The following is a 22,076-nucleotide window of genomic DNA, read 5'->3' on the forward strand; positions in this document are numbered from 1 at the left end:
AGGAATTTAAAATGAATACAATTCCATATGTAGTAGAACAAACAAAATTAGGAGAACGTTCCTATGATATATATTCAAGGTTATTAAAAGACCGCATTATTATTATCGGCTCAGAAATTAACGATCAAGTAGCGAGTAGTGTCGTAGCGCAATTATTATTTTTAGAAGCAGAAGATGCAGAAAAAGATATATATTTATACATCAATAGCCCAGGAGGTTCAACGACAGCAGGTTTTGCAATATTAGATACGATGAATTTAATTAAACCAGATGTGCAAACGCTATGCATGGGCTTTGCGGCATCATTCGGTGCATTGTTATTATTATCAGGAGCAAAAGGAAAACGGTTTGCGCTCCCTAACAGTGAAATTATGATTCATCAGCCGCTTGGTGGTGCACAAGGGCAAGCAACAGAAATTGAAATAACTGCGAAAAGAATATTAAAGTTAAAGCATGATATTAATAAAATGATTGCAGAAAAAACAGGCCAACCGATTGAAAGAGTAGCACATGATACAGAAAGAGATTATTTTATGACTGCAGAAGAAGCGAAGGCATATGGGATTGTAGATGACGTTGTTACGAAAAAATAAGATGAAAAAGGCTAGAGGATATATTAATTCTCTAGCCTTTTTATTAATCCTTTACCCATTCATCAACTAATGCTTGATTTTTTTTAATCCATTTTCGCGCAGCCTCTTCAGGATCTTTTGTTTTATTTAACATGACCATTAACGTACCGAGCTGTTCATCGTTCATTTTCCATTTATCAAAGTATTTTATAACATCTGGGTGATCTTTTTCGAAACCTTTACGAACGGAGTAATAAATGTCATCTTTTTCACCATATACTTTCTTAGGGTCTTTTAAATATTTTAAGTCAAATTCTGAAAAACCCCAATGCGGATTCCAAAGCGTAACAGCGATTGGTTTCTTTTTTGTATATGCTTTCTTTAGTTCACTCATCATCGCAGCTTCAGAAGATTGGACAAGTTTTAGTTTTATATCATATTCTTTCATTGCTTTATTCGTTAAATTCATAAGACTACTACCGGGTTCGATACCGACAATTTTATTATCTAGTTCATCTTTATGAGCATTTAAATCTTCGATACTGTTTATGTTTTTCATATAAGAAGGGACGACTAAACCTAGTCCAGTACCTTCGTACCATTTTGACTTTAAGACAATATCATCTTTATAACGATCGTTTAGCGGTTTATCTGTAACTGGTAGCCATACTTCTAAATTCGCATCAACATCGCCACGAGCGACACCAGTCCAAATTGCGGCTTTTTCTAAATACATGAGCTCAACTTTGTAGCCTTTTTCTTCTAATAAAACTTTCCACATGTTTGCAGTTGCAATATTTTCTTTCCAACTTGTTACACCAAGTTTAATTTTTCCTTTCGAATTTGCATTTGTTGCATTACATGAAGTGAAAATCATAGTAATAAATAATGCAAGGCATATAAACCAAATTTTCTTTCGCATCGAAAACCTCCTAAGTAACGTTTGCCTTATAAAATAAATGTATAAGTAAGCATTCTTATTATGAACGGAAACGAGAATTTTAAAGAAATCTTATGAATGTCATTTTTATGTAATATTTCTTTGTAAAATCGCAACACTATGTGAATAGATGGGTAGAAAAGGAGTAGTGACATGGATAATACAAAGGTGCGTGTTGAAAACGTAACAAAAATATTCGGGAAACATCCGCAAAGAGCCCTTTCCTTATTAAAAGAAGGAAAAAGTAAATCGGAAATTTTAAAAGAGACAGGAATGAACGTTGGGGTGAAAAAAGCAACGTTTGAAGTTTACTCTGGAGAGATTTTCGTTATTATGGGTTTGTCTGGTAGCGGGAAATCTACGCTAGTTCGTATGTTAAATCAATTGATTAAACCAACTGCAGGTCATATATACATAGATGGTGAAGACATCGCAACGATGGGAAAAGAAGAGTTACGGAGAGTAAGAAGAACGAAAATGAGTATGGTATTTCAGAAATTCGCTCTATTTCCGCATCGTACAGTTATACAAAATGTTGCATATGGTTTAGAAATACAAGGAGTTCCGGTTGAAGAGCGAGAGAAAAAAGCGTTAGAATCGCTACAGTTAGTAGGACTCGATCATCATAAAGATAATTATCCAAGTCAACTTAGTGGTGGTATGCAGCAGCGCGTTGGAATCGCAAGGGCACTAACGAATAATCCAGATGTATTACTAATGGACGAGTCATTTAGTGCATTAGATCCACTTATTCGAAAAGAAATGCAAGATGAATTGTTAGAGTTACAAGATAAAATGGAAAAAACGATTATATTTATTACGCATGATTTAGATGAAGCGCTTCGAATTGGAGATCGTATCGCATTAATGAAAGATGGAGAAATCGTCCAAATTGGAACGCCAGAAGAAATTATGATGAGCCCCGCAAATGAATTTGTAGAAAAGTTTGTTGCGGACGTGAATTTAGGAAAAGTAATTACGGCTGAGTCTATTTTAAAACGACCAGAAACTTTATTGATTGATCGTGGACCTCGTGTGGCCCTTCAAATTATGAGGAATGCAGGCGTCTCAACTGTATATGTTGTAAACAAAAAGTATGAGTTTTTAGGTATATTAACTGCGGATGATGCGAGTAAAGCAGTACAAAAACAGTGGCCGATTGCTGATTTATTACTTAATGATATTCCGCATGCGTATTTGGATACTTTACTGGAAGAGACATATGCAAAAATGGCAGAGATGAAATATCCGTTACCAGTAATCGATGAGAAGAAAAGGCTAAGAGGAATTATTAAACGTGAAAGTGTCATTCAAGCTCTTGCAGGAAACATTGAGGAAGAGGTGAAAGACGATGAATAGTATACCACGTATTCCATTAGGGGAATGGGTCGACTCATTTGTTGCAAGTTTATATGAGCACTTTGAAGGCTTATTCCGAGGATTCTCTTATATTATTGGTGGATTCGTTGATTTACTCACTAATTTTTTAACAATAATACCTGCCATATTGATGATTATTATCTTGTGTTTCTTCATTTGGTACACAACGAGGAAATTATCTTTAGTCATTTTTACGCTTATTGGATTATTATTCATTTTGAATATTAACTACTGGGCACAAACGATGCAAACATTAGCACTCGTACTTACGTCTGTTATTATTTCAATTATTGTCGGAATTCCAATTGGTATATTAGCATCTCAAAATGAGCGTTTCTCAAAATTTTTAAAGCCAACATTAGATTTTATGCAAACAATGCCGGCATTCGTATACCTCATTCCAGCGATTACATTTTTCGGAGTTGGTGTAGTACCTGGAATTATTGCATCGGTAATCTTTGCAATGCCACCGACAATTCGTTTTACTGACTTAGGAATTAGACAAGTTCCAGAAGATTTAATTGAAGCAGCGAATGCGTTTGGATCCACAGCATCACAAAAACTATTTAAAGTACAATTACCACTTGCAACCGGAACGATTATGGCTGGTGTGAACCAAAGCATTATGCTTTCGTTATCGATGGTTGTAACAGCATCACTTGTAGGAGCTCCAGGGCTTGGAGTTGATGTATATCGCTCTGTAACACAAGTTAATATCGGAATGGGATTTGAAGCTGGATTAGCTATCGTAGTAATCGCAATTATATTAGATCGAATTACACAAGGGTTCCATACGAAAAGAAAATAATGACCAAAAAACACACTTTTATAATACAAAGTGTGTTTTTTATTGTATCTAGATTACATATGAACGATAACAGAACCTCCAGCTGGTGCACAAACTTGGTTTTGTTGTTGTTCCATTGATTTGATGAATTGATTATTTTCCTCGATTAATGAGATTAATTTAGTTAATTGACTTTCAAGACTTGCGATATGATGCATCATATATTGTGAATCATGATGCAATGTATTCCTTGCGGGATGGGGGGAATAAACATACTGTTGATTTATATTTGGATTCCAATGAGGATACATTTGAATTGTTCCTCCTTCAATAAATTACGAAGCTTTCTTATAGTAAATGCCTATGTATAATTAATAGTTACTTGAAAATTTTTCAATATAAAAGGAGTATGTACAGAAAATGGAAAATATTATATGTGAAGTTAAAGTACATTTTTTTGAAATGTTCAAGTGAGATAGTGAATATATTAATACATTCAAGTAAGTGTATGTTGTTTAGCGAGAAATGATGGGAGGAGATGCAATTTTGGCTAAAAATAAAAAAAGAAATGATGCTTTGGCAATAGGTATTGGTATAGGAGTTGTAATCGGTGTATTCCAAGGTTATTTTACAAATAATTTAGTAATCGGAATTGTGATTGGGATCGTAATTGGGATTGCGTTTTTGAAGAAATAATGAGGTTTAAATTCATTTCAAAAATTGCTGTATCAAAAGAGTGAATCTTCGGAATATAAATCCTGTTTTTCCTTTTTTTATGATATTATATATGAAAAGGATGGTGATGAATATGTCAACGAACGATCAAGTAAAACTAAACTGTTTTATTTGTGAAAAGCATAAAGGAAATATTATAGTTCCAGGTGGAGCTATTTACGAAGATGAACTGCTTTACGTTGGACATGTCCACTGGGATAGTGAAGAAACATACTTGGGTTATGTAATGATAGATATAAAAAGGCATGTACCTGGCCTCGCTGAACTAACAGATGAAGAAGCGAAAGCGTTCGGACTTATAACAAGTAGAGTAAGTAAAGCGCTAAAAGAAAGCGAAGGTGCAGAGCATATTTACACTTTTGTTTCAGGGAATGGTGTACCACATATGCATATCATACCGCGTTATGCAAATACACCAAAAGAGTTTTGGTCACCAACCGAGATAGCGAAATGGACCGGCGCACCATATGGTGAAGCAGCGAAAATCAAAAAACTATGCGAAAGAATACGAGAGTATATGGTGAGTGAATATGCATACAACAAATAATAGACAACATTCATGGGTTGGAAGTAGAGAAATGTGTTTAGACGAAATTTCGGTAAAGCAATATGGTGATATCGTGCTCGGTGCATATGGTGGGAATATTAGTGCCGGAGCAAAAAAGAACGAAGATGGTGCGTTAGTTTGGTCAAATGGTGATTGGGAATTTGCAGCTATATTAGATGGACATAATAGTGCAGAAAGTGTTGATTTAGTAGTAAATACAATCGAAAAAGAATATGAAAATATAAAAGTAATTTTGAATGAATCAATTAATACAGTGTTTCAATCTATTGAAAATCATATACTGACAATTTTTCAGTCATCTTCATTTAAGGAAAAGTGCAAAAAAATTAAAGGTGAAACAGCTTGCTTACTATGTGTAAGGAAAGAAAATTATATATGGTGGCTTTCTATCGGTGATTGTTTAGTGTATGTATTTCATGAAGAGTTACATAAGTTAGGACAATATGCATTAAATCAACGTCATTTTTACGAATGGATTGGAAATGTAAACACATTTGATTTACCTGTGCCTTGCTATTCATCAGGTATTCGTGAATTACGTACTGGAAAGAACCGAATTGTAATGGTGACAGATGGTGTATTAGAATGCGGGGAACGCCGATATGAAACACCTGTAAATTTGTATAATGCTATGAATAGAAATGATAAAACACTTAAAGAAAATATTCACAATGTTTTAGAACACGTGCATCATCAGTTGGGACGTGATAGTGCGACAATTATTAGTTGGGACGTAGAAAATAAAAGGAATGCTACGTATCCGAGTGATCAGCCGGAGAAAAGGTAAAGGAGGAAACATCACTGTTTTGGGTTAAAGGAATTTTATTAATAGTATGGATTATATCCTTAGTTGTTTTTGAAAAAGTAGTGAGGAAAAAACTAAATATACCGAAACAAACAGACTGGAATAGTAAATATGTAAACAACTTTCATAAATGGGGCACTAGGGCTCTTATTATTTCTTATATAATTGTTACGATGATATGTGCTACTTTAAATCCCGTTTATATTAGTAATTTACCCATTTTATTTTTAATAACTTTATACTGCCTTCAATCATTTATGGAGTGGAAATTTGATAAAGAATCGAGGGAATATGTCATTTCTTTAGGAGCGGTTCCGCTATTAGTAATAACAGGAATTATGCTTAATCTTTTCTTTTATACCTAGTGGATTTAATTATATGTGGAATGAATGGGGAGACAAAATGAAAAATCCTAAATTACGTGCTGAAGCAATGATTTTAAATGAAGATCATTCTAAAGTACTTGTACAATGCGATGAAAATGAATCATTTTATCGTTTTCCAGGTGGCTCTATTGAATTTGGTGAAACGTCAAAAGAAGCAATAATTCGAGAGTTAATAGAAGAGTACGATTTGAAAGTTGATGTTCAAGAGTTAGCAATTGTAAATGAACACATTTTTGAGTGGGATAACGAAAAAGGTCATCATTGTACATTGATACATTGGGGGACTGTTGAAAAAATCATTACAAATGAAATAAGGCATAAAGAGCATGAGGATATTATATTAATTTGGAAAAGTCTAGAGGAATTACAGGAGAAGCCGACATATCCTCAAGGCATCATAAGTTATTTAGAAGGGGATAACCGTAATATAGTCCAATTTATTTCAAGTAATTAAATGAAATAATAGGAGGGGTGAAAATGGGAGCTTCTACTTTTTGGATTATAACTATTGTTTTTTGTATAGCTATCTATTTTCTCGATAAGTTTTTAAGAAAAAAATTGAATATGCCCAAGGGTGGTTTTTGGGGATATAAGAAACATGTAAATAGTTTACATAAAAAATTGGAAATAGGACTACTTTTTATTTATTTAATAACTAGCTTTATATTTATCTTTAAATTTGAAAGTATTAATATTGCTTATGTCATTTTTACTTATTTAGGTGGGACGTTAATCTTAAGAGCATTGATGGAATGGAAGTATGATAGAGAGTCGAAAGAATATATATTTTCGGTAATTGGGGTATTCACGTTTATTTTTATGACTTCGATACTATTTTACTTCTTTCCACCTGTTGTATAATAAAAATTTGATAGTACAAATAATGAAATAACTAATAAACAAGAAACCATTTACTACTAAATGGTTTCTTGTTTATTTAAGCATTTATTTTAGTTAATATAGATGTAATGAAATTAGTTTTATCCTCTGCATACTTATGTTTATCAGTAGGATTAGCTTGTGAAAGTTGAATCTTTAACTGTTCATACTGCATGCGTGCAGTTTTATTGTCTATTAAGTAATCACGAAATTGTAATTGTTCTATTAAATATGTATTCCCTTGTTCATACATATGAATTTGATGAGTTCTTGGTTCACCTTTATTAAAATAGTATCTTTCGGGTAATACTTCTTTTCTATATTTATAGTTTAGTAGTTCTAACTTTTTAATACAATGTATACCGTCCGTATAATTTTCTAATTCAATTGCTATATCAATAATGGGCTTTGCACTTAAATATGGAATAGAAGTACTACCAATATGGTGTATCGCTAAAATATGTTCGCCAATTTGTTCCTCAATGAGTTGTTTCTCTTTCATAAACTCAATTTCCCATTCTTCAGTCCACGGCACTAAAAACACTTTCCCATACGGTAAACCTAACATTTAATTAGCATCCCTTTCAAAATAGTTTTCAAAAAGTTTATTACATCTTCTTAAAGCTTCTCAAAACAAGGTATTCCCACAATTTCCAAGGAAGAATCTTCTTCGCGAAGATCATAAATTTCACACCTTTACCGATTGGATATCGTAAATTTGTACGCTTAGATTCAGCAATTTCTACAATTTTATTAGCAACATCTATCGGATTACCAAATGTATCACTGCCGCTATTAATATGTTTTTGTATTTTATCCATATACTCTTTGTAAGGAGATGTTGTATCAGATTGATTTTCAGCTAGTTGTTTCCCAACCTCCCATATGTTTGTGTTATAAGAACCTGGTTCAATTAAAGCAACATCTATTCCGAAAGGTTTTACTTCTAAGCGAAGCGATTCACTCCAGCCTTCTAATGCATATTTTGAAGATACATAAGGAGATAAACCAGGGAATCCAATTTGGCCGCTAATGCTGCTTATATTAATGATTTTTCCACTTCTTTGTTTTCTCATATACGGTAAGACAAGCTGGGTAATTGATATAGCTCCAAATAGGTTCGTTTCAAATTGTTTACGGTATTCCTCTACTGGAATTTCTTCTACAAAGCCACCATTTGCATATCCTGCATTATTAACAAGAAGGTCTACTTTTTGTATTTCTTTTAAAAATAATTGGAAGTTATGTATAGAGTTTTGATCGGTTACATCTAATTGTTGAACTTTTATATTTTGCTGTAAGTTAAGTTGAGTAACTTGAGATAGTAAGCGCACTTGTTTTTCAAGGTTTCGCATTGTAGCGATAACTAAATAATCTTTTTTTGCGAGTTCGAGTGTAGTTAATAGTCCAAATCCACTTGAGGCTCCTGTAATTATTGCGATTTTTTTATTCATTTTCTGCCAGCTTTCTTTTTCTTTTATCATAACGAGTTATGATAAGAAAATCTATTATTCTTACATTCAGTATGAAATCAATTTGTATGTAAAAAAGGGGATTATAGGGAATGAGCGTATATAGAGTAGTGTATATTAATATGATAATGAAATGAGGGAAGAAAAATGGTCCATGTGAAAGATGTATTAGCAGATCAGTTATTAGCAAATGCGAATGATCCCAGTTGGTATATGCCATTTTCAGATGCAGTTAAGGATTTATCTGAGAGGGAAGCTTTCTGGAAACCGAATGAAGAGTGTAATAGTATAGCCGAAATCGTACAACATTTACTGTATTGGAACTCTACGTGGCAAACTAGGTATAAAGAATCACATGTTAATGCAGTACCCGCTATAGGAGATAATAATAAAAGTTTTATGCTTTCAGATAATCAAACTTTCGATGAATTACGGGAAAAGCTACTAGAAAAACTGTTACAATGGCAAACTCTCATAAATGAAGAAAAGGTTGAAAGTGATGTAGCGGGATTTCCCGTTTCTGCAAAATGGTGGGAAGTGTTAGCGAATGTAACAACTCATAATGCATATCATATTGGGCAAATTATTTACATCCGAAAATTACAGCAGAGCTTTGATAATGAATAAGATAATAGTTCTCAAATTAGGTGAACAAAAGTGGACAAAACGAGACAAATGTCTCATTTTGTCCACTTTTTATTATGAAAGAAAAGCGAAAACCTATTAAAGCAAGGATTAGAATTTGGCACGGTACTTGCAATATAAAAGACGAACAAGAAAATAGGAGGGCTGGACATGTTAAAAACAACTGAAAGTAAAGGGAATGAAATTACGAAAGAACAAGCTCGTTGGATGTACGAAAAAATGTTAGAGATTCGTAAGTTTGAAGATAAGGTGCATGAATTGTTCGCGCAAGGCGTTTTGCCTGGTTTCGTTCATTTATACGCAGGTGAAGAAGCAGTAGCAGTTGGTGTATGTGCCCACTTAACGGATAGTGACAGTATTACAAGTACACATAGAGGTCATGGACATTGTATCGCAAAAGGTTGTGATTTAAATGGTATGATGGCTGAACTTTTCGGGAAAGCGACAGGATTATGTAAAGGTAAAGGCGGTTCCATGCATATTGCCGATTTAGATAAAGGAATGCTTGGTGCGAATGGCATTGTAGGCGGGGGTTTCCCACTTGCTTGCGGTTCAGCATTAACAGCTAAATATAAAGGAACAAAAGATGTAAGTGTTTGCTTCTTCGGTGACGGAGCAAATAATGAAGGAACATTCCATGAAGGGGTTAATTTAGCGGCGATTTGGAAGTTACCAGTTATTTTTATTGCAGAAAATAACGGTTACGGTGAAGCAACTACATTTGAATATGCTTCAAGTTGTGATTCTATCGCTGATCGCGCAAAAGCTTATAATATTCCAGGTGTTCAAGTAGATGGAAAAGATCTTCTAGCTGTATATAAAGCTGCTGCAGAAGCAGTGGAACGTGCGCGTAATGGGGATGGTCCAACAATTATTGAATGTATGACATATCGTAATTATGGTCATTTCGAAGGTGAAGCGCAAACATATAAAACATCAGAAGAAAAAGAAGAACATTTAAATGAAAAAGATGCAATTGTGAATTTCCGTAAGCATTTAATTCATGAAGGTTTATTAACGGAATCTGAACTTGTTGATATGGAAAAAGCAGTAGATGATGCAGTACAAAGATCCATTGAATTTAGTGAAAATAGTCCATACCCAGACGATGAAGAATTATTAAAAGATGTATACGTTTCTTACAAATAAGAGGAGGGTGAAAAATTATGACTAGAACAGTAAGTATGTCAACTGCAATTAATGAAGCGATGAAAATCTCAATGCGTCGTGATGAAAATGTAATTTTAATAGGTGAAGATGTTGCAGGCGGTGCACAAGTTGATCATTTGCAAGATGATGAAGCATGGGGCGGTGTTCTTGGTGTTACGAAAGGACTTGTACAAGAGTTTGGCCGAAATCGTATATTGGATACACCAATTTCTGAAGCGGGTTATATGGGAGCCGCGATGGCAGCTGCTGCAACTGGGTTACGTCCGATAGCTGAGTTAATGTTTAATGATTTTATCGGTAGTTGTCTTGACCAAGTATTAAACCAAGGTGCGAAATTCCGTTATATGTTTGGAGGTAAAGCAAAAGTACCTGTTACAGTACGTACGATGCATGGCGCTGGTTTTAGTGCAGCAGCTCAGCATTCACAAAGTTTGTACGCATTATTTACGAGCATACCAGGTATTAAAGTTGTTGTTCCTTCCACGCCGTATGATGCAAAAGGCTTATTATTAGCAGCAATTGAAGATGATGATCCAGTAATCTTCTTTGAGGATAAAACACTTTACAATATGAAAGGTGAAGTGCCAGAAGGATACTATACAATTCCATTAGGAAAAGCAGATATTAAACGGGAAGGTTCTGATGTAACAATTGTCGCAATCGGAAAGCAAGTTCATACAGCGCTTGCAGCTGCAAAGCAATTATCGAAAAAGGGGCTTGAAGTAGAAGTAATTGATCCACGATCTTTATCACCGCTTGATGAGGATACGATTTTATCATCTGTTGAAAAAACAAATCGTCTTATCGTCATTGATGAAGCGAATCCTAGATGTAGTATGGCAACAGATATTGCGGCAATTGTAGCGGATAAAGGTTTTGATTTGTTAGATGCACCTATTAAACGAATTACAGCACCACACACACCTGTTCCGTTCTCACCGCCACTTGAAAAGTTGTATTTGCCAACGCCAGAAAAAGTAATTGAAACTGTATCAGAAATGATTGGAGACCAATCTTTATTACATGTGTAATAAAACGATGAGAAGGGAGAGAGAAACATGGCTGTAGAAGTTGTAATGCCGAAGTTAGGTATGGCGATGAAAGAAGGTATTATTACGAGCTGGAATATTAAAGCAGGCGATAATGTAGCAAAAGGAGAACTAATTGCTAGTATTAATTCAGAAAAAATTGAAACGGAAATTGAAGCGCCAGCTGATGGTACGGTGCTTGATATAGCTGTAAGTGAAGATGAAGGGGTGCCGCCTGGTACTGTAATTTGCTACATCGGTAAACCGAATGAAAAAGTAGAAATGCAGGAAAGTACACATGTGGTAGAAGAAAAAACATTTAATATAGAAGTACAAAATGTACAAAATCAAGAACCAAATGGGAAAGAAGTAGCCAAGCAAAGAATTAAAATTTCACCTGTAGCGAAGAAAATTGCGAAGTCTGAAAATTTGGATATCAAGGTATTAGTTGGTACAGGTCCTGGCGGAAGGATTACAAAGGCAGATGTATTAAAAGCACTTGAGGTAAGAGGAATCGTTCCGGAAATATCTGAACAAGAAGAAAGTAACGTGATTCCTGTTACTGGTATGCGTAAAGCGATCGCAAATCGTATGCACGCAAGCTTACAAAATAGCGCACAATTAACGTTAACGATGAAAGTAGATGTAACAGATTTAGTTGCTTTACATAAAGAAATAGCGAAAGTTGTACAAAAAAGATATGATAATAAATTAACCATTACGGATTTCGTCTCGCGTGCTGCTGTATTAGCACTTGGAGAGCATAAAGAAATGAACGGCGCTTATATAGATGATGCAATTCATCAATTTGAACATGTGCATTTAGGCATGGCAGTCGCATTAGAAAAAGGGTTAATCGTTCCAGCTATTCGCTTTGCAAATAATTTATCTTTAGTAGAATTGTCTAAAGAGATTAAGAATGTGGCACAAAAGGCGCGAGCAGGTAGCTTAAGTAGTGATGATATGCACGGAACGACATTTACAATTAGTAATTTAGGTAGCTTTGGTATTGAATATTTCACACCTGTATTAAATACACCTGAGACTGGCATTTTAGGTATTGGCGCAATTGAACATGTTCCTGTATATAAAGGGAAAAAATTAAAAAAAGGTAGTATGTTACCTTTAAGTTTAACATTCGATCATCGTGTACTAGACGGTGCACCAGCAGCTGCATTTTTACGCACAATTAAACATTATTTAGAAGAACCTATAACAATTCTTTTATAAAGAGAAGGTGAGAGAATGAGTAAACTAGTTGTAATTGGAGGCGGACCAGCTGGATATGTAGCGGCAATTACCGCGGCTCAAAATGGCAAAGGTGTTACTCTTATTGATGAAGCTGAACTTGGCGGAACGTGTTTAAATGTTGGTTGTATGCCTACGAAATCACTGTTAGAAAGTGCTGAAATACATGACATTGTGAGAAAAGCGAATGATTATGGAGTTACGCTTAATACAGGAAGTATATCAATTGATTGGGATCAAATACAGGCGAGAAAATCACAAATCGTAATGCAACTCGTCCAAGGAATACAATATTTAATGAAGAAAAATAAAATTAAAGTTGTAAAAGGAAAAGCGAAATTCGAAACGGATCATCGTGTGCGAGTTGTACAAGGAAATAAAGAAGAAGTAGTTGATGGAGAGAGCTTTATTATCGCATCTGGTTCCGAACCTACAGAATTACCATTCGCTCCGTTCGATGGAAAATGGATTTTAAATAGTAGCCATGCCATGTCTCTTGAGAGTGTACCATCTTCATTGTTAATCGTTGGCGGTGGTGTAATAGGATGTGAGTTTGCAAGTATTTATAGTAGACTTAGCACAAAAGTATCGATAGTTGAAATGGCACCGCAATTACTACCTGGTGAAGATGAAGATATCGCGAATATTTTAAGAGAGAAATTAGAAAAAGATGGTGTGAAAATTTTTACGGGAGCAGTTTTAAAAGGATTAAATAACTATAAGAAGCAAGCTTCATTTGAGTACGAGGGAATTACTCACGAAGTAACTCCAGAATTTGTTCTTGTTTCTGTAGGAAGAAAACCACGAGTGCAACAATTAGGATTAGAAAAGGCAGGGGTTCAGTTTTCAAATAAAGGGATTTCTGTGAATGAACATATGCAAACGAACGTATCGCATATTTACGCAGCTGGTGATGTAATCGGTGGAATTCAGCTTGCTCACGTTGCCTTCCATGAAGGAACGACAGCAGCATTACACGCAAGCGGAGAAGACGTGAAAGTAAATTATCACGCTGTGCCCCGTTGTATATACACAGCTCCAGAAATAGCTAGTGTAGGGTTAAGTGAAAAAGGTGCAAGAGAACAATATGGTGATATTCTCATCGGAGAATTTCCTTTTACAGCGAACGGAAAAGCTCTTATTTTAGGAGAACAAGTAGGTAAAGTAAAAGTCATTGTAGAACCTAAATACCAAGAAATTGTAGGGATTTCTATTATCGGTCCTTATGCAACTGAACTTATTGGTCAAGGAACCGTAATGATTCATACAGAAGTTACCGCTGATATAATGAGAGATTATATTGCAGCACAGCCAACTTTATCTGAGGCGATTCATGAAGCGTTAATGCAAGCAGTAGGACATGCTGTACATGCTTAAATAAAAATATGATAAACCACTATTCTCTAAATGAAAGAGAGAATAGTGGTTTGAATTTTTATAGAAGAAATTAAATATCTTATTACTATTTAATTTCAATCGCTGAAGTAATATCGTTCCAATCAGCAGCTAAATTAGCAGTTTTACCGTACCAATCAGCATGTTTAAATAAAACGCCTTTTCCATATCCTTGTGTTGAAGTGTGCTCCCAAAGTGTAGTTGAATAACTTGCAGAAGGTGACGCTGTACTTACAGAAGAAATTCTGTCATTCCAGCTAGATGGTAAGTTTTTAAAGCCGCTACTCCAGTAAATATATTGTCCACCTTTATCTTTATGTTCATAAAAATCAGTACTACCAGCACCGCTACCTAAAGGATTAATTTTATTTTTAATTGCTTTTTTATCCTTTTCAATATACGCATCTAATGTTTCACGGCTAGTAAAACCATAAGCTAGCCAATCTCCATTTTCATTTTGCTCTGGTAATACCATAGTAATTTGGATATCTTTCTTATCCTGCTCACTTAATTTTGCAAATGAATTAACATTTTGTTCATCCACTTTTAAATAATCAAATGACTTAATTGTGTTACTTTTTTCTTCAGCACTTACCGCACCTAGTCCTCCAGTTAGTGCAAAACCTGCTACTAATGTCCCTGCTACTAATTTCTTCAACATATAACCATCCCTTTTTGTTTGAATTTTTGTACAGGTGAATCTTGTACAGCTAAAATGTATTCTAATTTTATAATTTTGTAAACATTCTGAAGTTTTAGAAATAATAGGCGGAATATTTACAGTTTTACATTTTTTCTTTAGAAAGAATGGTTATTGGAATGATATAATAAGTGGATATATTGTTTTTACTGGATGTAAAGATGTTTTAGGAGAGGTGTCATTGAAATATTTTACAAGAGATTGGTATAAAGAAATGCAAGTTTTAGAATTTGTAAGTTTTATAGATTCTATAAAAGAATGGTCGGAAATGGATATAGAAAGTTTAAAGGAGGAAATTGAGAAAAGGAAAATAGATTTATTAAAGTTCCTTCCTGAATCGATATACTCAATTATACAAAACATCACAACTAATTCAGAATACCCATCAGATGAACTGAAAAAACGTATGTGAAAGTGGTCAACAGATTATGAGAAAAGAGTGGCACAATTAGATCAATCATACGTAGAATATTTTAATTCCATTGAGAAAAAACTTCCGTCAAATGTCGTTCAGTTACACAAGACATCATTACACGACAGTGTAATTAAAGTAGTAAAAGAAGATACTTTGTCTATCGTATTAGATTGCAGTGGTACTTTTAGTGAATTTGATAAATTTGAAGTAACCTTTATAGGAGTAACAAAGTGTTCTATGCCGGAAAACTTTGAAAATTCTTGGTGGTTATATCATGAAATAGCTCTTACTGAAGATGGTTTTGAACTAGGTGTTTTATTCGACTGTCCATTTAGAGAAGTGACGATTTGTGCGACAGATGTATTACTTGTGAAGAAATAATTTTTTATGGAGCATTACAAACGTTTGACATAATAAAAAAATAAAGTTATTGTAGATACATGAAGTCTACAATAGGGGCTGTACTATGAAATATTCTAAAGCTACAAATTATGCTCTTCATACAATGCTTTTTCTGGCAAAGGCTACACCAAATAAGTTAGTTAATGTTCACCAATTAGCAGAAATGCAAAATGTTTCACCAACGTACTTGTCTAAAATACTAACTAAGTTGACGAAGGAAGGGATGATACATTCATCATCTGGTCCAAAGGGCGGTTACTCGCTTAGTAAGAATTGGGAAGATATTTCATTTTTAGATATTATACATGCAATTGAAGGTAAAACATCATTGTTTGAATGTTGTTTACATGACAAACCTGGATGTTTAATTAATGAAGTAATGCTTGCAGCAGAAGAGAAAATGGAAGAAGAGTTACGAAATCAAAAAATCGTAGATCTTGCGAAAAAAATAAAAGTGGATTTTTAATCTGCTTTTATTTTTAAATTAATTAAGGATAAAAAGACTCTTTGATATCTTTAATTGTAGTTAGAAAATGATATGAAGAAGGAGAGAAGATGATGACTAAATTTTGGAATGATCGATATAAATCAGATGAATATTTTTACGGGGAAGAACCTAATACATTTATTAAAGAACAAGCATTTCGTTTAGCAAATCACAATAAAGTAATAGCTTTCGCGGAGGGAGAAGGTAGAAATGCTGTATTTCTAGCAAGACAAGGGAACGAAGTAACAGCTATTGATTATTCGGAAGATGGATTAGAGAAGACAAAAAAATTGGCAGAGAAGCATAACGTAAACGTGCATACAAAAAAAGTAGATTTATTAGCTGATAGTTTGCCAGAAAATGAATATGATGCAGCAATTATGGTATTTGGACATTTTCATGATGATTATAAAAAAATGATATTAGGTAAAATGATACAAACGATAAAGCCTGGTGGTTTAATTATGTTTGAAGTTTACTCAAAAAAACAAATAAACTATGGTACTGGTGGACCAAAAGATGTTGATATGCTGTATGATCCAATTGATATCCTTACTTGGTGTGAAGAGCATAAGGTAATTCATTTCTTTAATGGCGAACAAGAGCGAATTGAAGGGAAAGGGCACACTGGTTTAGCTGATGTTATTCAAGTTGTTATTAGAAAATTATTATAAGTGTTAATGAAAGTTAAATGTATGAATGTAAAAGACCAGTCATGTAAGACTGGTCTTTCTATTTAGATACTAAATTATCAAGCTTCCAATATGTATCTGTTAACGGCGCTGCTTTGCTATCTATGTATAAATACATATTATTTAAATCTTTTGGTGAAGTTTTCAGTTCAAACACAACGTCAGTAGTTAAAGAGAATTCGTGTGGAACATTTTTATAGTGCTCGTCATCTATCGGATGAGCTTCACCTTCATATTTCTGACCAGTTTTTTCATCTTGTATGAAATATTTCATTTCCGAAAGATCAATAGTTTGTCCATCGTCCCGAACATTATTAATCATAACACGAGTAGTAAGGCGCCGCTCTTTGTCTATTTTTTCAAACTTTGCATTTTCAACTGTCGCTCTATAGTATTCGTTTTTAACTATTTCTCCATAGTGCATTGCATTCTTTTCGAGAGCGCTCTTTTCTTGTTTTGATGTAGTATTGCTATTAAATCCTGTCAATATTCCAGTAAATAATAATGCTGTACATGTCGTTTTGATTAATGATTTCATAGTAATCCCTTTCTGTGTTAAAAAGTAAAATATAGGAATAATTTCACATCAATAGGAAGGTGAATGGAAGTATTTTTGCGTAATATACAGATATATATTTATTTGGTTGTCAAGTTAACAGGATAGAAAGAGGGAGAAGACTGTATAAAACGGAATAAATAAGAATTGAAAATATTGTAAAATGGAAGAGGCATGCATATAATTAAAATAAAGTTTAAGTTTCTGAATCTTCAATAACGGTGGTGATAACATGTTTACTGAAGAGCGTCGAGAGAAAATTTTAGAACTACTTAATACAGATGGAAGAGTAATCGCAAAGGATCTTGCGGAAAGATTTGATATGTCTATTGATTCTATAAGAAGAGATTTGTCTATTATGGAAAAGGATGGTTTATTAAAAAGAACGCACGGAGGTGCAATTGAACTTACGCGAGTGAGAAATTTAGCCGCGGAACCAGCTAAACGTTATAGTGATAGCTCAATATATGAGGACACAATTGCAAGAGTTGCGGTATCTTATATACAAGAAGGTGATTCAATTTTTATTGGTGGGGCTTCCGTTCATAATGCGATGCTGAAATATTTACCAGAAGTATCATTTACGGTTATTACGAATTCTATAGAAATAGCTGGTTATCTACGAGAATATAAGAATATTGATACGTATTTAATTGGCGGAAAAGTAAAACCTTCAGGGAATATTACTGATACACTTGCCTCTGAATTGATAAGTAGATTTTCTATTGATCTTTATTTCTCTACAGGTGGAGGCATTTCATTACAAGGTATTAGTACTGCAACACCTGAAGTTGCTTATTTTAGTAAAAGAGTAAGTGAAATTGCTAGAAGAAATATTTGTTTAGTTCCGCATAATAAACTTGGAATAGATTGTTTTATAAGAGGAGAGTCTCTAAAAGAAATTGACATTATTATAACTGACGAAGAGGCTAGTAAAGAAACTGTTCAGGACTTTGAGAAACAAGGTAAACAAGTTGTAATAGTGCCATTATATTCATTTGAAAGGAGTTTGACATGATTGTAAAAGAGCAAGAGTTTTATATAAATGGATTAACTTATACAATTCGTTCTGCAGCTGAGAAAGATGCTGAGCAGTTATCGAAAATTAGAGTTCAGATTGATGGAGAAACTGAAAATATGGATAGAGATGCTGGAGAGGGATTTATAGATAATCTAGGATTTCAAAAAATAATAAAAACAGATAGTGAAGAGACTAAGAATCTCTTTTTAGTTGCAGAAGTGCACAATCGAATCGTTGGATTTTCAAGATGTGAAGGATCAAATTTTAAGAGATTATCTCATAAAGTGGAGTTTGGCGTTTGCATTTTAAAAGAGTTTTGGGGATATAGAATGGGGAAGAGCCTATTACAACAATCTATTAAATGGGCTGACGAAAATGCAGTGAATAAAATATCTTTACAAGTATTAGAGACAAACGAGAAAGCTATTCATCTTTATAAAAAATTAGGTTTTGAAGTAGAAGGCATTTTGAAAAATGACAAAAGACTATCGGATGGAAAGTATTATAATACGGTAGTGATGGGAAGATTTACTAATACTTTTCATGAAAGAGGTGAAGAAGTATGTTTTACAGAAGGAAGTACTATGTAGTGAAAAATGAATTTATAGAAGTATTTAATGATCATTTCAATAATACGAACTTACCTAATCAATTAAAGCATGGTTCTAGGCTAATAGGACGCTGGATGAAAGATAATAAGAATGGTACGTATGAAGTATTTGCCATATGGGAATATGATAGTTATGAACAGTATAATGAAATAGAATTGAAAATTAGAAGTGACGAGAGGCATATTAAAAGAATGCATGAATGGTATGAAAACCATGGCGGGAAAGAATATGTTTTACAGGAGTACATAGTAGAGATGAAAAATGAAGAGTTAGTATGTACTGTAAAGTAACAGAGGGGTGAGGGATAATAGAAATTAAAACAAAATTATATTTTAGTTTAGCATCCGCTATTTTATTTGCAATAGCCGTGATTGTTTTCTTTATAAATGGTAATCCACAAAAGTGGTTTTGGTTATGTATTTTCTTTGCGTCCATTATACAAAATATAGTGCTACTAAAAAAGAATAAAGAAGTGCATTAGGATATTCAAATTATTAACATATTTGTGTCGTATTGCTAGTTGTATTGAAAACGCTTTTATTCAGTTTTATAATAAAAGTATGTTTTATAAATCTCCAAAACAATTAAAAGGGAGATGATACAATGTTAGCTTCACCGTTTTACTTACATACATGGAAAAAGTTTGTTAATGAAGGTGTTCTTGATTCAAATCGCATAAATCAAAGAATTTCAGAATCGTGGCATCGATGTAAACAGGCTAATGTTAATCCTCATATGAATAAAGGTCAGAAAGTTTTGTCTTCTAATATTTTTCGAGAACAAAAGAAAAAGAGTGAAATTTTCCTTGATATAGCATTACCCCAAATACAAAATATGAGAAAAACCATTGATGAACTACAAATGATGGCATTATTAATCGATCCAGATGGTTATGTCCTATCCTTAAGTGGAAATAAACAAACGTTAAAGCGAGCGAAACATATTAATTTTATTGAAGGTGTAAAATGGACGGAAGCAGCTGTGGGGACAAACGCAATAGGAACAGCGCTAGAAATTGAAGAAGCTATTATGATAAGTGGTACTGAACATTACTCCGTGGTATCTCATAGCTGGAGTTGTGCGGCTGCTCCCATTCATAACGATGACGGGAAATTAATTGGTATTCTAGATTTCTCCTGTCCAATTGAATTTTCGCATCCATATATGCTCGGTATGGTAACTTCAATTGCACATGCGATTGAACGTGAATGTAGCATAAGAGTTCATCAAAATGAATTACACTTAATCCATCGTTTTTTAGATGTCATTGATAGTGATGAACAAGTAGTTATTTGTAATCATCGTGATGTTATCGTTTCTGCGAGTAAGAGCGTTCGGGAACGAGTAACTAATTGGTCAAGAATGAAACTTGAAGATTTAGTGCACCATGGATTGGAAACTAAATTAGAGATACCGGTATATAGTAATGAAAGAATGATCGGGAAATGTATGTATTTAAAGGAAAACAAACAAATGAATACATATTCTGCTTTCACATTTATAAAAGGAATTACTTTTCCAGGAGTTACCGGGACAAGTAAAGCATTTCAACACACACTAGAAGAAATTAAGCTTGTTTCACCGACTGATGCTAGTGTGTATGTATGTGGTGAGACAGGAGTAGGAAAGGAATATGTCGCGAGAGCGATTCATGAAAATAGTCCAAGAAAAGACGGACCCTTTATAGCTGTTAACTGCGGTTCTTTGCCTAAAGAATTAATGGAAAGTGAATTGTTCGGTTATGCTGAAGGTGCGTTTACAGGTGCGCGACGTCAAGGATATAAAGGGAAATTTGAACAAGCGAATGGAGGAACACTGTTTTTAGATGAAATTGGCGAAGTACCACCAGAGATGCAAGTAGCCTTATTGCGTGTTTTACAAGAACGCACAATAACTCCAATAGGAAGTTCAAAAGAGGTACCAGTAAATATTCGTATTATTACTGCCACACATAAAGATTTACTAAGGTTAGTAGAAGAAGGGAAATTCCGTCAAGATTTATATTATCGTTTGCACGTTTATCCGTTATATGTTCCATCGTTAATAGAAAGAAAAGAGGATATCCCATATTTTATACAACACTTTTGCGAACGGAAGAATTGGAATGTTGTATTTCCAAAGAGTATATACAATCAATTTTTACAACATACATGGCCCGGAAATATTCGGGAACTAGTAAATGTATTAGAACGCATTTACATTTTGTCGCAAGGACGGGAAATATGCGAAAAGCAAGTCGCTTTTTTGATACAAACAATGACGGGAAATCAACAACAACTTGAGTTACAAGTTGAAAATAAAACAGAACATACATTGAATTTTCGCGAAAAAATACAGCGTGATAGCATGATTGAAGCGTTAGAAAAGACGAACGGAAATGTTTCGTTAGCCGCAAAACTGTTAAATGTTCCTCGAAGTACATTTTATAAACGAATGCAGAAATATAAGCTATAAAGTAGATTTTTGTAATCTACTTTTTCTTTGTGGACTCATGTTCTGTCGGAATGTGCGCTTACCGGGGAAATAATAGAATTGTTAGAAAATAATTCCCGGAAGGGGGACTTATGTGAAGTATATTGAAATTGGCTTCGGAAATAGGTGGTTCGTTCGAACAGAAACCGAAAATAAAGATGGAACTGAATTTGAAGAACGAGGAATTATAAAACCTATTTATTTTGAGTCACTATATGTACGAATGTGGTTTCGGAAAACGTGTTTAATTTTTGATACGAAAGAAGGATTTAAAAAGATTAAGAAGAAGAGGATTGAATATAAATTTATAGTTGGAATTGTAAGTAGACTGAATAAAGAAAAAGTGTGCTAACATACATAGTTATATTGGCCAGGAAATTCTATTGACTTATATCAAACTCATAAAAAGTAATTTTACTAAATATAAATTGTTAATAAAACCACTAAGGAAACTTAGTGGCTTCTTTTTTTATAGGAAGGATTTTCATATGAATAGGATCTTAACGATTGTACTTGCAATTATTGTAATGAGGTATTCCATTTATAGTTGGAATGATGTTTCGGAACAGAGTATGCTAATTTTACAAACGCTTATAGGGATTATGTTAGTTAGTTTAGGAGTGCAAAATTTTAAAAATAAAGAAAATAAAAGTATGGGCATCGCTTGACTACTCGTTGCGTTATATTTAATTGTTGTATTGTTAGTAAAA

The 22,076-nt window shown here is 33.8% G+C and carries 28 protein-coding genes and 1 pseudogene; 23 read left to right on the forward strand and 6 right to left on the reverse strand.

Features of this window, described 5'->3' with window-relative positions; genetic code table 11:
* Positions 1–11 precede the first annotated feature (11 nt).
* Positions 12–593 carry an ATP-dependent Clp endopeptidase proteolytic subunit ClpP gene (gene clpP, locus GBN91_RS17945; RefSeq protein ID WP_001092372.1) on the forward strand — a complete coding sequence of 194 codons (582 nt, stop codon included), beginning with the start codon at positions 12–14 and terminating at the stop codon, positions 591–593.
* A gap of 43 nt (positions 594–636) precedes the next feature.
* On the opposite strand, the gene GBN91_RS17950 is transcribed toward clpP, so the two are convergent.
* Positions 637–1,494 carry a glycine betaine ABC transporter substrate-binding protein gene (locus tag GBN91_RS17950; protein WP_001227615.1) on the reverse strand — a complete coding sequence of 286 codons (858 nt, stop codon included), beginning with the start codon at positions 1,492–1,494 and terminating at the stop codon, positions 637–639.
* Positions 1,495–1,665: 171 nt separating this feature from the next.
* Here GBN91_RS17950 and GBN91_RS17955 point away from each other — a divergent pair, with 171 nt between their 5' ends.
* The gene (locus GBN91_RS17955) at positions 1,666–2,871 is read left to right on the forward strand and encodes a quaternary amine ABC transporter ATP-binding protein (protein WP_152121899.1); all 1,206 of its coding nucleotides are present in this window, start codon (positions 1,666–1,668) and stop codon (positions 2,869–2,871) included.
* Positions 2,864–3,700 carry an ABC transporter permease gene (locus tag GBN91_RS17960; RefSeq protein WP_001084759.1) on the forward strand — a complete coding sequence of 279 codons (837 nt, stop codon included), beginning with the start codon at positions 2,864–2,866 and terminating at the stop codon, positions 3,698–3,700. Before GBN91_RS17955 ends, GBN91_RS17960 begins: the two co-directional genes overlap by 8 nt.
* Positions 3,701–3,753: 53 nt before the next feature.
* Here the strand turns inward: GBN91_RS17960 and GBN91_RS17965 are convergent, their stop codons facing one another.
* Positions 3,754–3,990 carry a hypothetical protein gene (locus tag GBN91_RS17965; protein ID WP_000283219.1) on the reverse strand — a complete coding sequence of 79 codons (237 nt, stop codon included), beginning with the start codon at positions 3,988–3,990 and terminating at the stop codon, positions 3,754–3,756.
* A gap of 217 nt (positions 3,991–4,207) precedes the next feature.
* Between GBN91_RS17965 and GBN91_RS17970 the strand changes: the two genes are divergently transcribed.
* The 6 genes from GBN91_RS17970 (at position 4,208) to GBN91_RS17995 (ending at position 7,034) form a co-directional block, all read left to right on the forward strand.
* Positions 4,208–4,375 carry a glycine zipper domain-containing protein gene (locus GBN91_RS17970; RefSeq protein ID WP_000508397.1) on the forward strand — a complete coding sequence of 56 codons (168 nt, stop codon included), beginning with the start codon at positions 4,208–4,210 and terminating at the stop codon, positions 4,373–4,375.
* A 100-nt stretch (positions 4,376–4,475) separates the two neighbouring features.
* Positions 4,476–4,961: an HIT family protein gene (locus GBN91_RS17975; RefSeq protein WP_152121963.1), complete on the forward strand. Its 486-nt coding sequence runs from the start codon at positions 4,476–4,478 to the stop codon at positions 4,959–4,961.
* Complete coding sequence (locus GBN91_RS17980) at positions 4,945–5,769, forward strand: PP2C family serine/threonine-protein phosphatase (protein ID WP_152121901.1); 825 nt, start codon at positions 4,945–4,947, stop codon at positions 5,767–5,769. The genes GBN91_RS17975 and GBN91_RS17980 overlap by 17 nt, the downstream gene beginning before the upstream one ends.
* Positions 5,770–5,822: 53 nt before the next feature.
* Entirely contained in the window at positions 5,823–6,152 is a 330-nt protein-coding gene (locus tag GBN91_RS17985; protein ID WP_078214853.1) for a DUF4181 domain-containing protein, read from the forward strand.
* A 37-nt stretch (positions 6,153–6,189) separates the two neighbouring features.
* A complete protein-coding gene (locus GBN91_RS17990; protein ID WP_152121903.1) occupies positions 6,190–6,627 on the forward strand; it encodes an NUDIX domain-containing protein in 438 nt (145 codons plus the stop codon).
* 23 nt (positions 6,628–6,650) lie between these two features.
* Positions 6,651–7,034, forward strand: coding sequence for a DUF4181 domain-containing protein (locus tag GBN91_RS17995; RefSeq protein WP_000501286.1), 384 nt, complete (start codon positions 6,651–6,653; stop codon positions 7,032–7,034).
* Between the two features lie 76 nt (positions 7,035–7,110).
* On the opposite strand, the gene GBN91_RS18000 is transcribed toward GBN91_RS17995, so the two are convergent.
* Positions 7,111–7,620 carry a GrpB family protein gene (locus GBN91_RS18000; RefSeq protein ID WP_000901213.1) on the reverse strand — a complete coding sequence of 170 codons (510 nt, stop codon included), beginning with the start codon at positions 7,618–7,620 and terminating at the stop codon, positions 7,111–7,113.
* A gap of 40 nt (positions 7,621–7,660) precedes the next feature.
* Positions 7,661–8,506, reverse strand: coding sequence for an oxidoreductase (locus GBN91_RS18005; protein ID WP_226800167.1), 846 nt, complete (start codon positions 8,504–8,506; stop codon positions 7,661–7,663).
* A gap of 165 nt (positions 8,507–8,671) precedes the next feature.
* Here GBN91_RS18005 and GBN91_RS18010 point away from each other — a divergent pair, with 165 nt between their 5' ends.
* From GBN91_RS18010 to lpdA, 5 genes are all read left to right on the forward strand, one after another.
* Complete coding sequence (locus GBN91_RS18010) at positions 8,672–9,151, forward strand: DinB family protein (RefSeq protein WP_000233791.1); 480 nt, start codon at positions 8,672–8,674, stop codon at positions 9,149–9,151.
* A 168-nt stretch (positions 9,152–9,319) separates the two neighbouring features.
* Positions 9,320–10,318 carry an acetoin:2,6-dichlorophenolindophenol oxidoreductase subunit alpha gene (gene acoA / locus GBN91_RS18015; RefSeq protein ID WP_000921275.1) on the forward strand — a complete coding sequence of 333 codons (999 nt, stop codon included), beginning with the start codon at positions 9,320–9,322 and terminating at the stop codon, positions 10,316–10,318.
* A gap of 17 nt (positions 10,319–10,335) precedes the next feature.
* Positions 10,336–11,370, forward strand: coding sequence for an acetoin:2,6-dichlorophenolindophenol oxidoreductase subunit beta (gene acoB, locus GBN91_RS18020; protein ID WP_000198901.1), 1,035 nt, complete (start codon positions 10,336–10,338; stop codon positions 11,368–11,370).
* A 27-nt stretch (positions 11,371–11,397) separates the two neighbouring features.
* A complete protein-coding gene (locus tag GBN91_RS18025) occupies positions 11,398–12,597 on the forward strand; it encodes a dihydrolipoamide acetyltransferase family protein (RefSeq protein ID WP_152121906.1) in 1,200 nt (399 codons plus the stop codon).
* A gap of 15 nt (positions 12,598–12,612) precedes the next feature.
* On the forward strand, positions 12,613–13,992 hold the full coding sequence (gene lpdA, locus GBN91_RS18030; RefSeq protein WP_152121909.1) for a dihydrolipoyl dehydrogenase: 1,380 nt from the start codon (positions 12,613–12,615) through the stop codon (positions 13,990–13,992).
* 85 nt (positions 13,993–14,077) lie between these two features.
* Here the strand turns inward: lpdA and GBN91_RS18035 are convergent, their stop codons facing one another.
* Positions 14,078–14,671, reverse strand: coding sequence for a hypothetical protein (locus GBN91_RS18035; RefSeq protein ID WP_000914443.1), 594 nt, complete (start codon positions 14,669–14,671; stop codon positions 14,078–14,080).
* Between the two features lie 220 nt (positions 14,672–14,891).
* On the opposite strand from GBN91_RS18035, the pseudogene GBN91_RS18040 reads away from it, so the two are divergent.
* From GBN91_RS18040 to GBN91_RS18050, 3 genes and pseudogenes are all read left to right on the forward strand, one after another.
* Positions 14,892–15,506, forward strand: a pseudogene (locus GBN91_RS18040) (DUF4085 domain-containing protein).
* An 85-nt stretch (positions 15,507–15,591) separates the two neighbouring features.
* Entirely contained in the window at positions 15,592–15,993 is a 402-nt protein-coding gene (locus GBN91_RS18045) for an Rrf2 family transcriptional regulator (protein WP_152121911.1), read from the forward strand.
* Between the two features lie 89 nt (positions 15,994–16,082).
* The gene (locus GBN91_RS18050; RefSeq protein ID WP_049108040.1) at positions 16,083–16,688 is read left to right on the forward strand and encodes a class I SAM-dependent methyltransferase; all 606 of its coding nucleotides are present in this window, start codon (positions 16,083–16,085) and stop codon (positions 16,686–16,688) included.
* Positions 16,689–16,746: 58 nt separating this feature from the next.
* Here GBN91_RS18050 and GBN91_RS18055 read toward each other — a convergent pair whose 3' ends face one another.
* Entirely contained in the window at positions 16,747–17,244 is a 498-nt protein-coding gene (locus GBN91_RS18055; RefSeq protein ID WP_152121913.1) for a hypothetical protein, read from the reverse strand.
* 250 nt (positions 17,245–17,494) lie between these two features.
* On the opposite strand from GBN91_RS18055, the gene GBN91_RS18060 reads away from it, so the two are divergent.
* The 6 genes from GBN91_RS18060 to GBN91_RS18085 all read left to right on the forward strand — a co-directional run bounded on the left by GBN91_RS18060 (position 17,495) and on the right by GBN91_RS18085 (position 22,034).
* A complete protein-coding gene (locus GBN91_RS18060; RefSeq protein ID WP_049108039.1) occupies positions 17,495–18,280 on the forward strand; it encodes a DeoR/GlpR family DNA-binding transcription regulator in 786 nt (261 codons plus the stop codon).
* Positions 18,277–18,873: a GNAT family N-acetyltransferase gene (locus GBN91_RS18065; RefSeq protein WP_000635684.1), complete on the forward strand. Its 597-nt coding sequence runs from the start codon at positions 18,277–18,279 to the stop codon at positions 18,871–18,873. The genes GBN91_RS18060 and GBN91_RS18065 overlap by 4 nt, the downstream gene beginning before the upstream one ends.
* On the forward strand, positions 18,846–19,184 hold the full coding sequence (locus GBN91_RS18070) for an NIPSNAP family protein (RefSeq protein WP_149149695.1): 339 nt from the start codon (positions 18,846–18,848) through the stop codon (positions 19,182–19,184). The genes GBN91_RS18065 and GBN91_RS18070 overlap by 28 nt, the downstream gene beginning before the upstream one ends.
* Before the next feature lie 313 nt (positions 19,185–19,497).
* Positions 19,498–21,348: a sigma-54-dependent Fis family transcriptional regulator gene (locus tag GBN91_RS18075; RefSeq protein WP_000881435.1), complete on the forward strand. Its 1,851-nt coding sequence runs from the start codon at positions 19,498–19,500 to the stop codon at positions 21,346–21,348.
* 112 nt (positions 21,349–21,460) lie between these two features.
* Positions 21,461–21,718 carry a DUF3977 family protein gene (locus GBN91_RS18080; RefSeq protein ID WP_000873828.1) on the forward strand — a complete coding sequence of 86 codons (258 nt, stop codon included), beginning with the start codon at positions 21,461–21,463 and terminating at the stop codon, positions 21,716–21,718.
* A 136-nt stretch (positions 21,719–21,854) separates the two neighbouring features.
* On the forward strand, positions 21,855–22,034 hold the full coding sequence (locus GBN91_RS18085) for a DUF3953 domain-containing protein (protein WP_001079917.1): 180 nt from the start codon (positions 21,855–21,857) through the stop codon (positions 22,032–22,034).
* Positions 22,035–22,076: the final 42 nt, after the last annotated feature.

The organism is Bacillus sp. B1-WWTP-T-0.5-Post-4, from assembly GCF_009183795.1.
GTDB lineage: Bacteria > Bacillota > Bacilli > Bacillales > Bacillaceae_G > Bacillus_A > Bacillus_A cereus.

What these genes read in the sequence shown, in the direction of transcription:
- GBN91_RS18060 (WP_049108039.1), top strand. Translation starts at nt 17,495, where the DNA reads ATGTTTACTGAAGAGCGTCGAGAGAAAATTTTAGAACTACTTAATACA.
- acoB (WP_000198901.1), top strand. Translation starts at nt 10,336, where the DNA reads ATGACTAGAACAGTAAGTATGTCAACTGCAATTAATGAAGCGATGAAA.
- GBN91_RS17955 (WP_152121899.1), top strand. Translation starts at nt 1,666, where the DNA reads ATGGATAATACAAAGGTGCGTGTTGAAAACGTAACAAAAATATTCGGG.
- GBN91_RS17980 (WP_152121901.1), top strand. Translation starts at nt 4,945, where the DNA reads ATGCATACAACAAATAATAGACAACATTCATGGGTTGGAAGTAGAGAA.
- GBN91_RS17960 (WP_001084759.1), top strand. Translation starts at nt 2,864, where the DNA reads ATGAATAGTATACCACGTATTCCATTAGGGGAATGGGTCGACTCATTT.
- GBN91_RS18070 (WP_149149695.1), top strand. Translation starts at nt 18,846, where the DNA reads ATGTTTTACAGAAGGAAGTACTATGTAGTGAAAAATGAATTTATAGAA.
- GBN91_RS18005 (WP_226800167.1), bottom strand. Translation starts at nt 8,506, where the DNA reads ATGAATAAAAAAATCGCAATAATTACAGGAGCCTCAAGTGGATTTGGA.
- clpP (WP_001092372.1), top strand. Translation starts at nt 12, where the DNA reads ATGAATACAATTCCATATGTAGTAGAACAAACAAAATTAGGAGAACGT.
- GBN91_RS18025 (WP_152121906.1), top strand. Translation starts at nt 11,398, where the DNA reads ATGGCTGTAGAAGTTGTAATGCCGAAGTTAGGTATGGCGATGAAAGAA.
- GBN91_RS17965 (WP_000283219.1), bottom strand. Translation starts at nt 3,990, where the DNA reads ATGTATCCTCATTGGAATCCAAATATAAATCAACAGTATGTTTATTCC.
- GBN91_RS17970 (WP_000508397.1), top strand. Translation starts at nt 4,208, where the DNA reads ATGGGAGGAGATGCAATTTTGGCTAAAAATAAAAAAAGAAATGATGCT.
- GBN91_RS17975 (WP_152121963.1), top strand. Translation starts at nt 4,476, where the DNA reads ATGGTGATGAATATGTCAACGAACGATCAAGTAAAACTAAACTGTTTT.
- GBN91_RS17995 (WP_000501286.1), top strand. Translation starts at nt 6,651, where the DNA reads ATGGGAGCTTCTACTTTTTGGATTATAACTATTGTTTTTTGTATAGCT.
- GBN91_RS18010 (WP_000233791.1), top strand. Translation starts at nt 8,672, where the DNA reads ATGGTCCATGTGAAAGATGTATTAGCAGATCAGTTATTAGCAAATGCG.
- GBN91_RS18050 (WP_049108040.1), top strand. Translation starts at nt 16,083, where the DNA reads ATGATGACTAAATTTTGGAATGATCGATATAAATCAGATGAATATTTT.
- lpdA (WP_152121909.1), top strand. Translation starts at nt 12,613, where the DNA reads ATGAGTAAACTAGTTGTAATTGGAGGCGGACCAGCTGGATATGTAGCG.
- GBN91_RS18000 (WP_000901213.1), bottom strand. Translation starts at nt 7,620, where the DNA reads ATGTTAGGTTTACCGTATGGGAAAGTGTTTTTAGTGCCGTGGACTGAA.
- GBN91_RS18045 (WP_152121911.1), top strand. Translation starts at nt 15,592, where the DNA reads ATGAAATATTCTAAAGCTACAAATTATGCTCTTCATACAATGCTTTTT.
- GBN91_RS18055 (WP_152121913.1), bottom strand. Translation starts at nt 17,244, where the DNA reads ATGAAATCATTAATCAAAACGACATGTACAGCATTATTATTTACTGGA.
- acoA (WP_000921275.1), top strand. Translation starts at nt 9,320, where the DNA reads ATGTTAAAAACAACTGAAAGTAAAGGGAATGAAATTACGAAAGAACAA.
- GBN91_RS18075 (WP_000881435.1), top strand. Translation starts at nt 19,498, where the DNA reads ATGTTAGCTTCACCGTTTTACTTACATACATGGAAAAAGTTTGTTAAT.
- GBN91_RS17990 (WP_152121903.1), top strand. Translation starts at nt 6,190, where the DNA reads ATGAAAAATCCTAAATTACGTGCTGAAGCAATGATTTTAAATGAAGAT.
- GBN91_RS18035 (WP_000914443.1), bottom strand. Translation starts at nt 14,671, where the DNA reads ATGTTGAAGAAATTAGTAGCAGGGACATTAGTAGCAGGTTTTGCACTA.
- GBN91_RS17950 (WP_001227615.1), bottom strand. Translation starts at nt 1,494, where the DNA reads ATGCGAAAGAAAATTTGGTTTATATGCCTTGCATTATTTATTACTATG.
- GBN91_RS18065 (WP_000635684.1), top strand. Translation starts at nt 18,277, where the DNA reads ATGATTGTAAAAGAGCAAGAGTTTTATATAAATGGATTAACTTATACA.
- GBN91_RS18085 (WP_001079917.1), top strand. Translation starts at nt 21,855, where the DNA reads ATGAATAGGATCTTAACGATTGTACTTGCAATTATTGTAATGAGGTAT.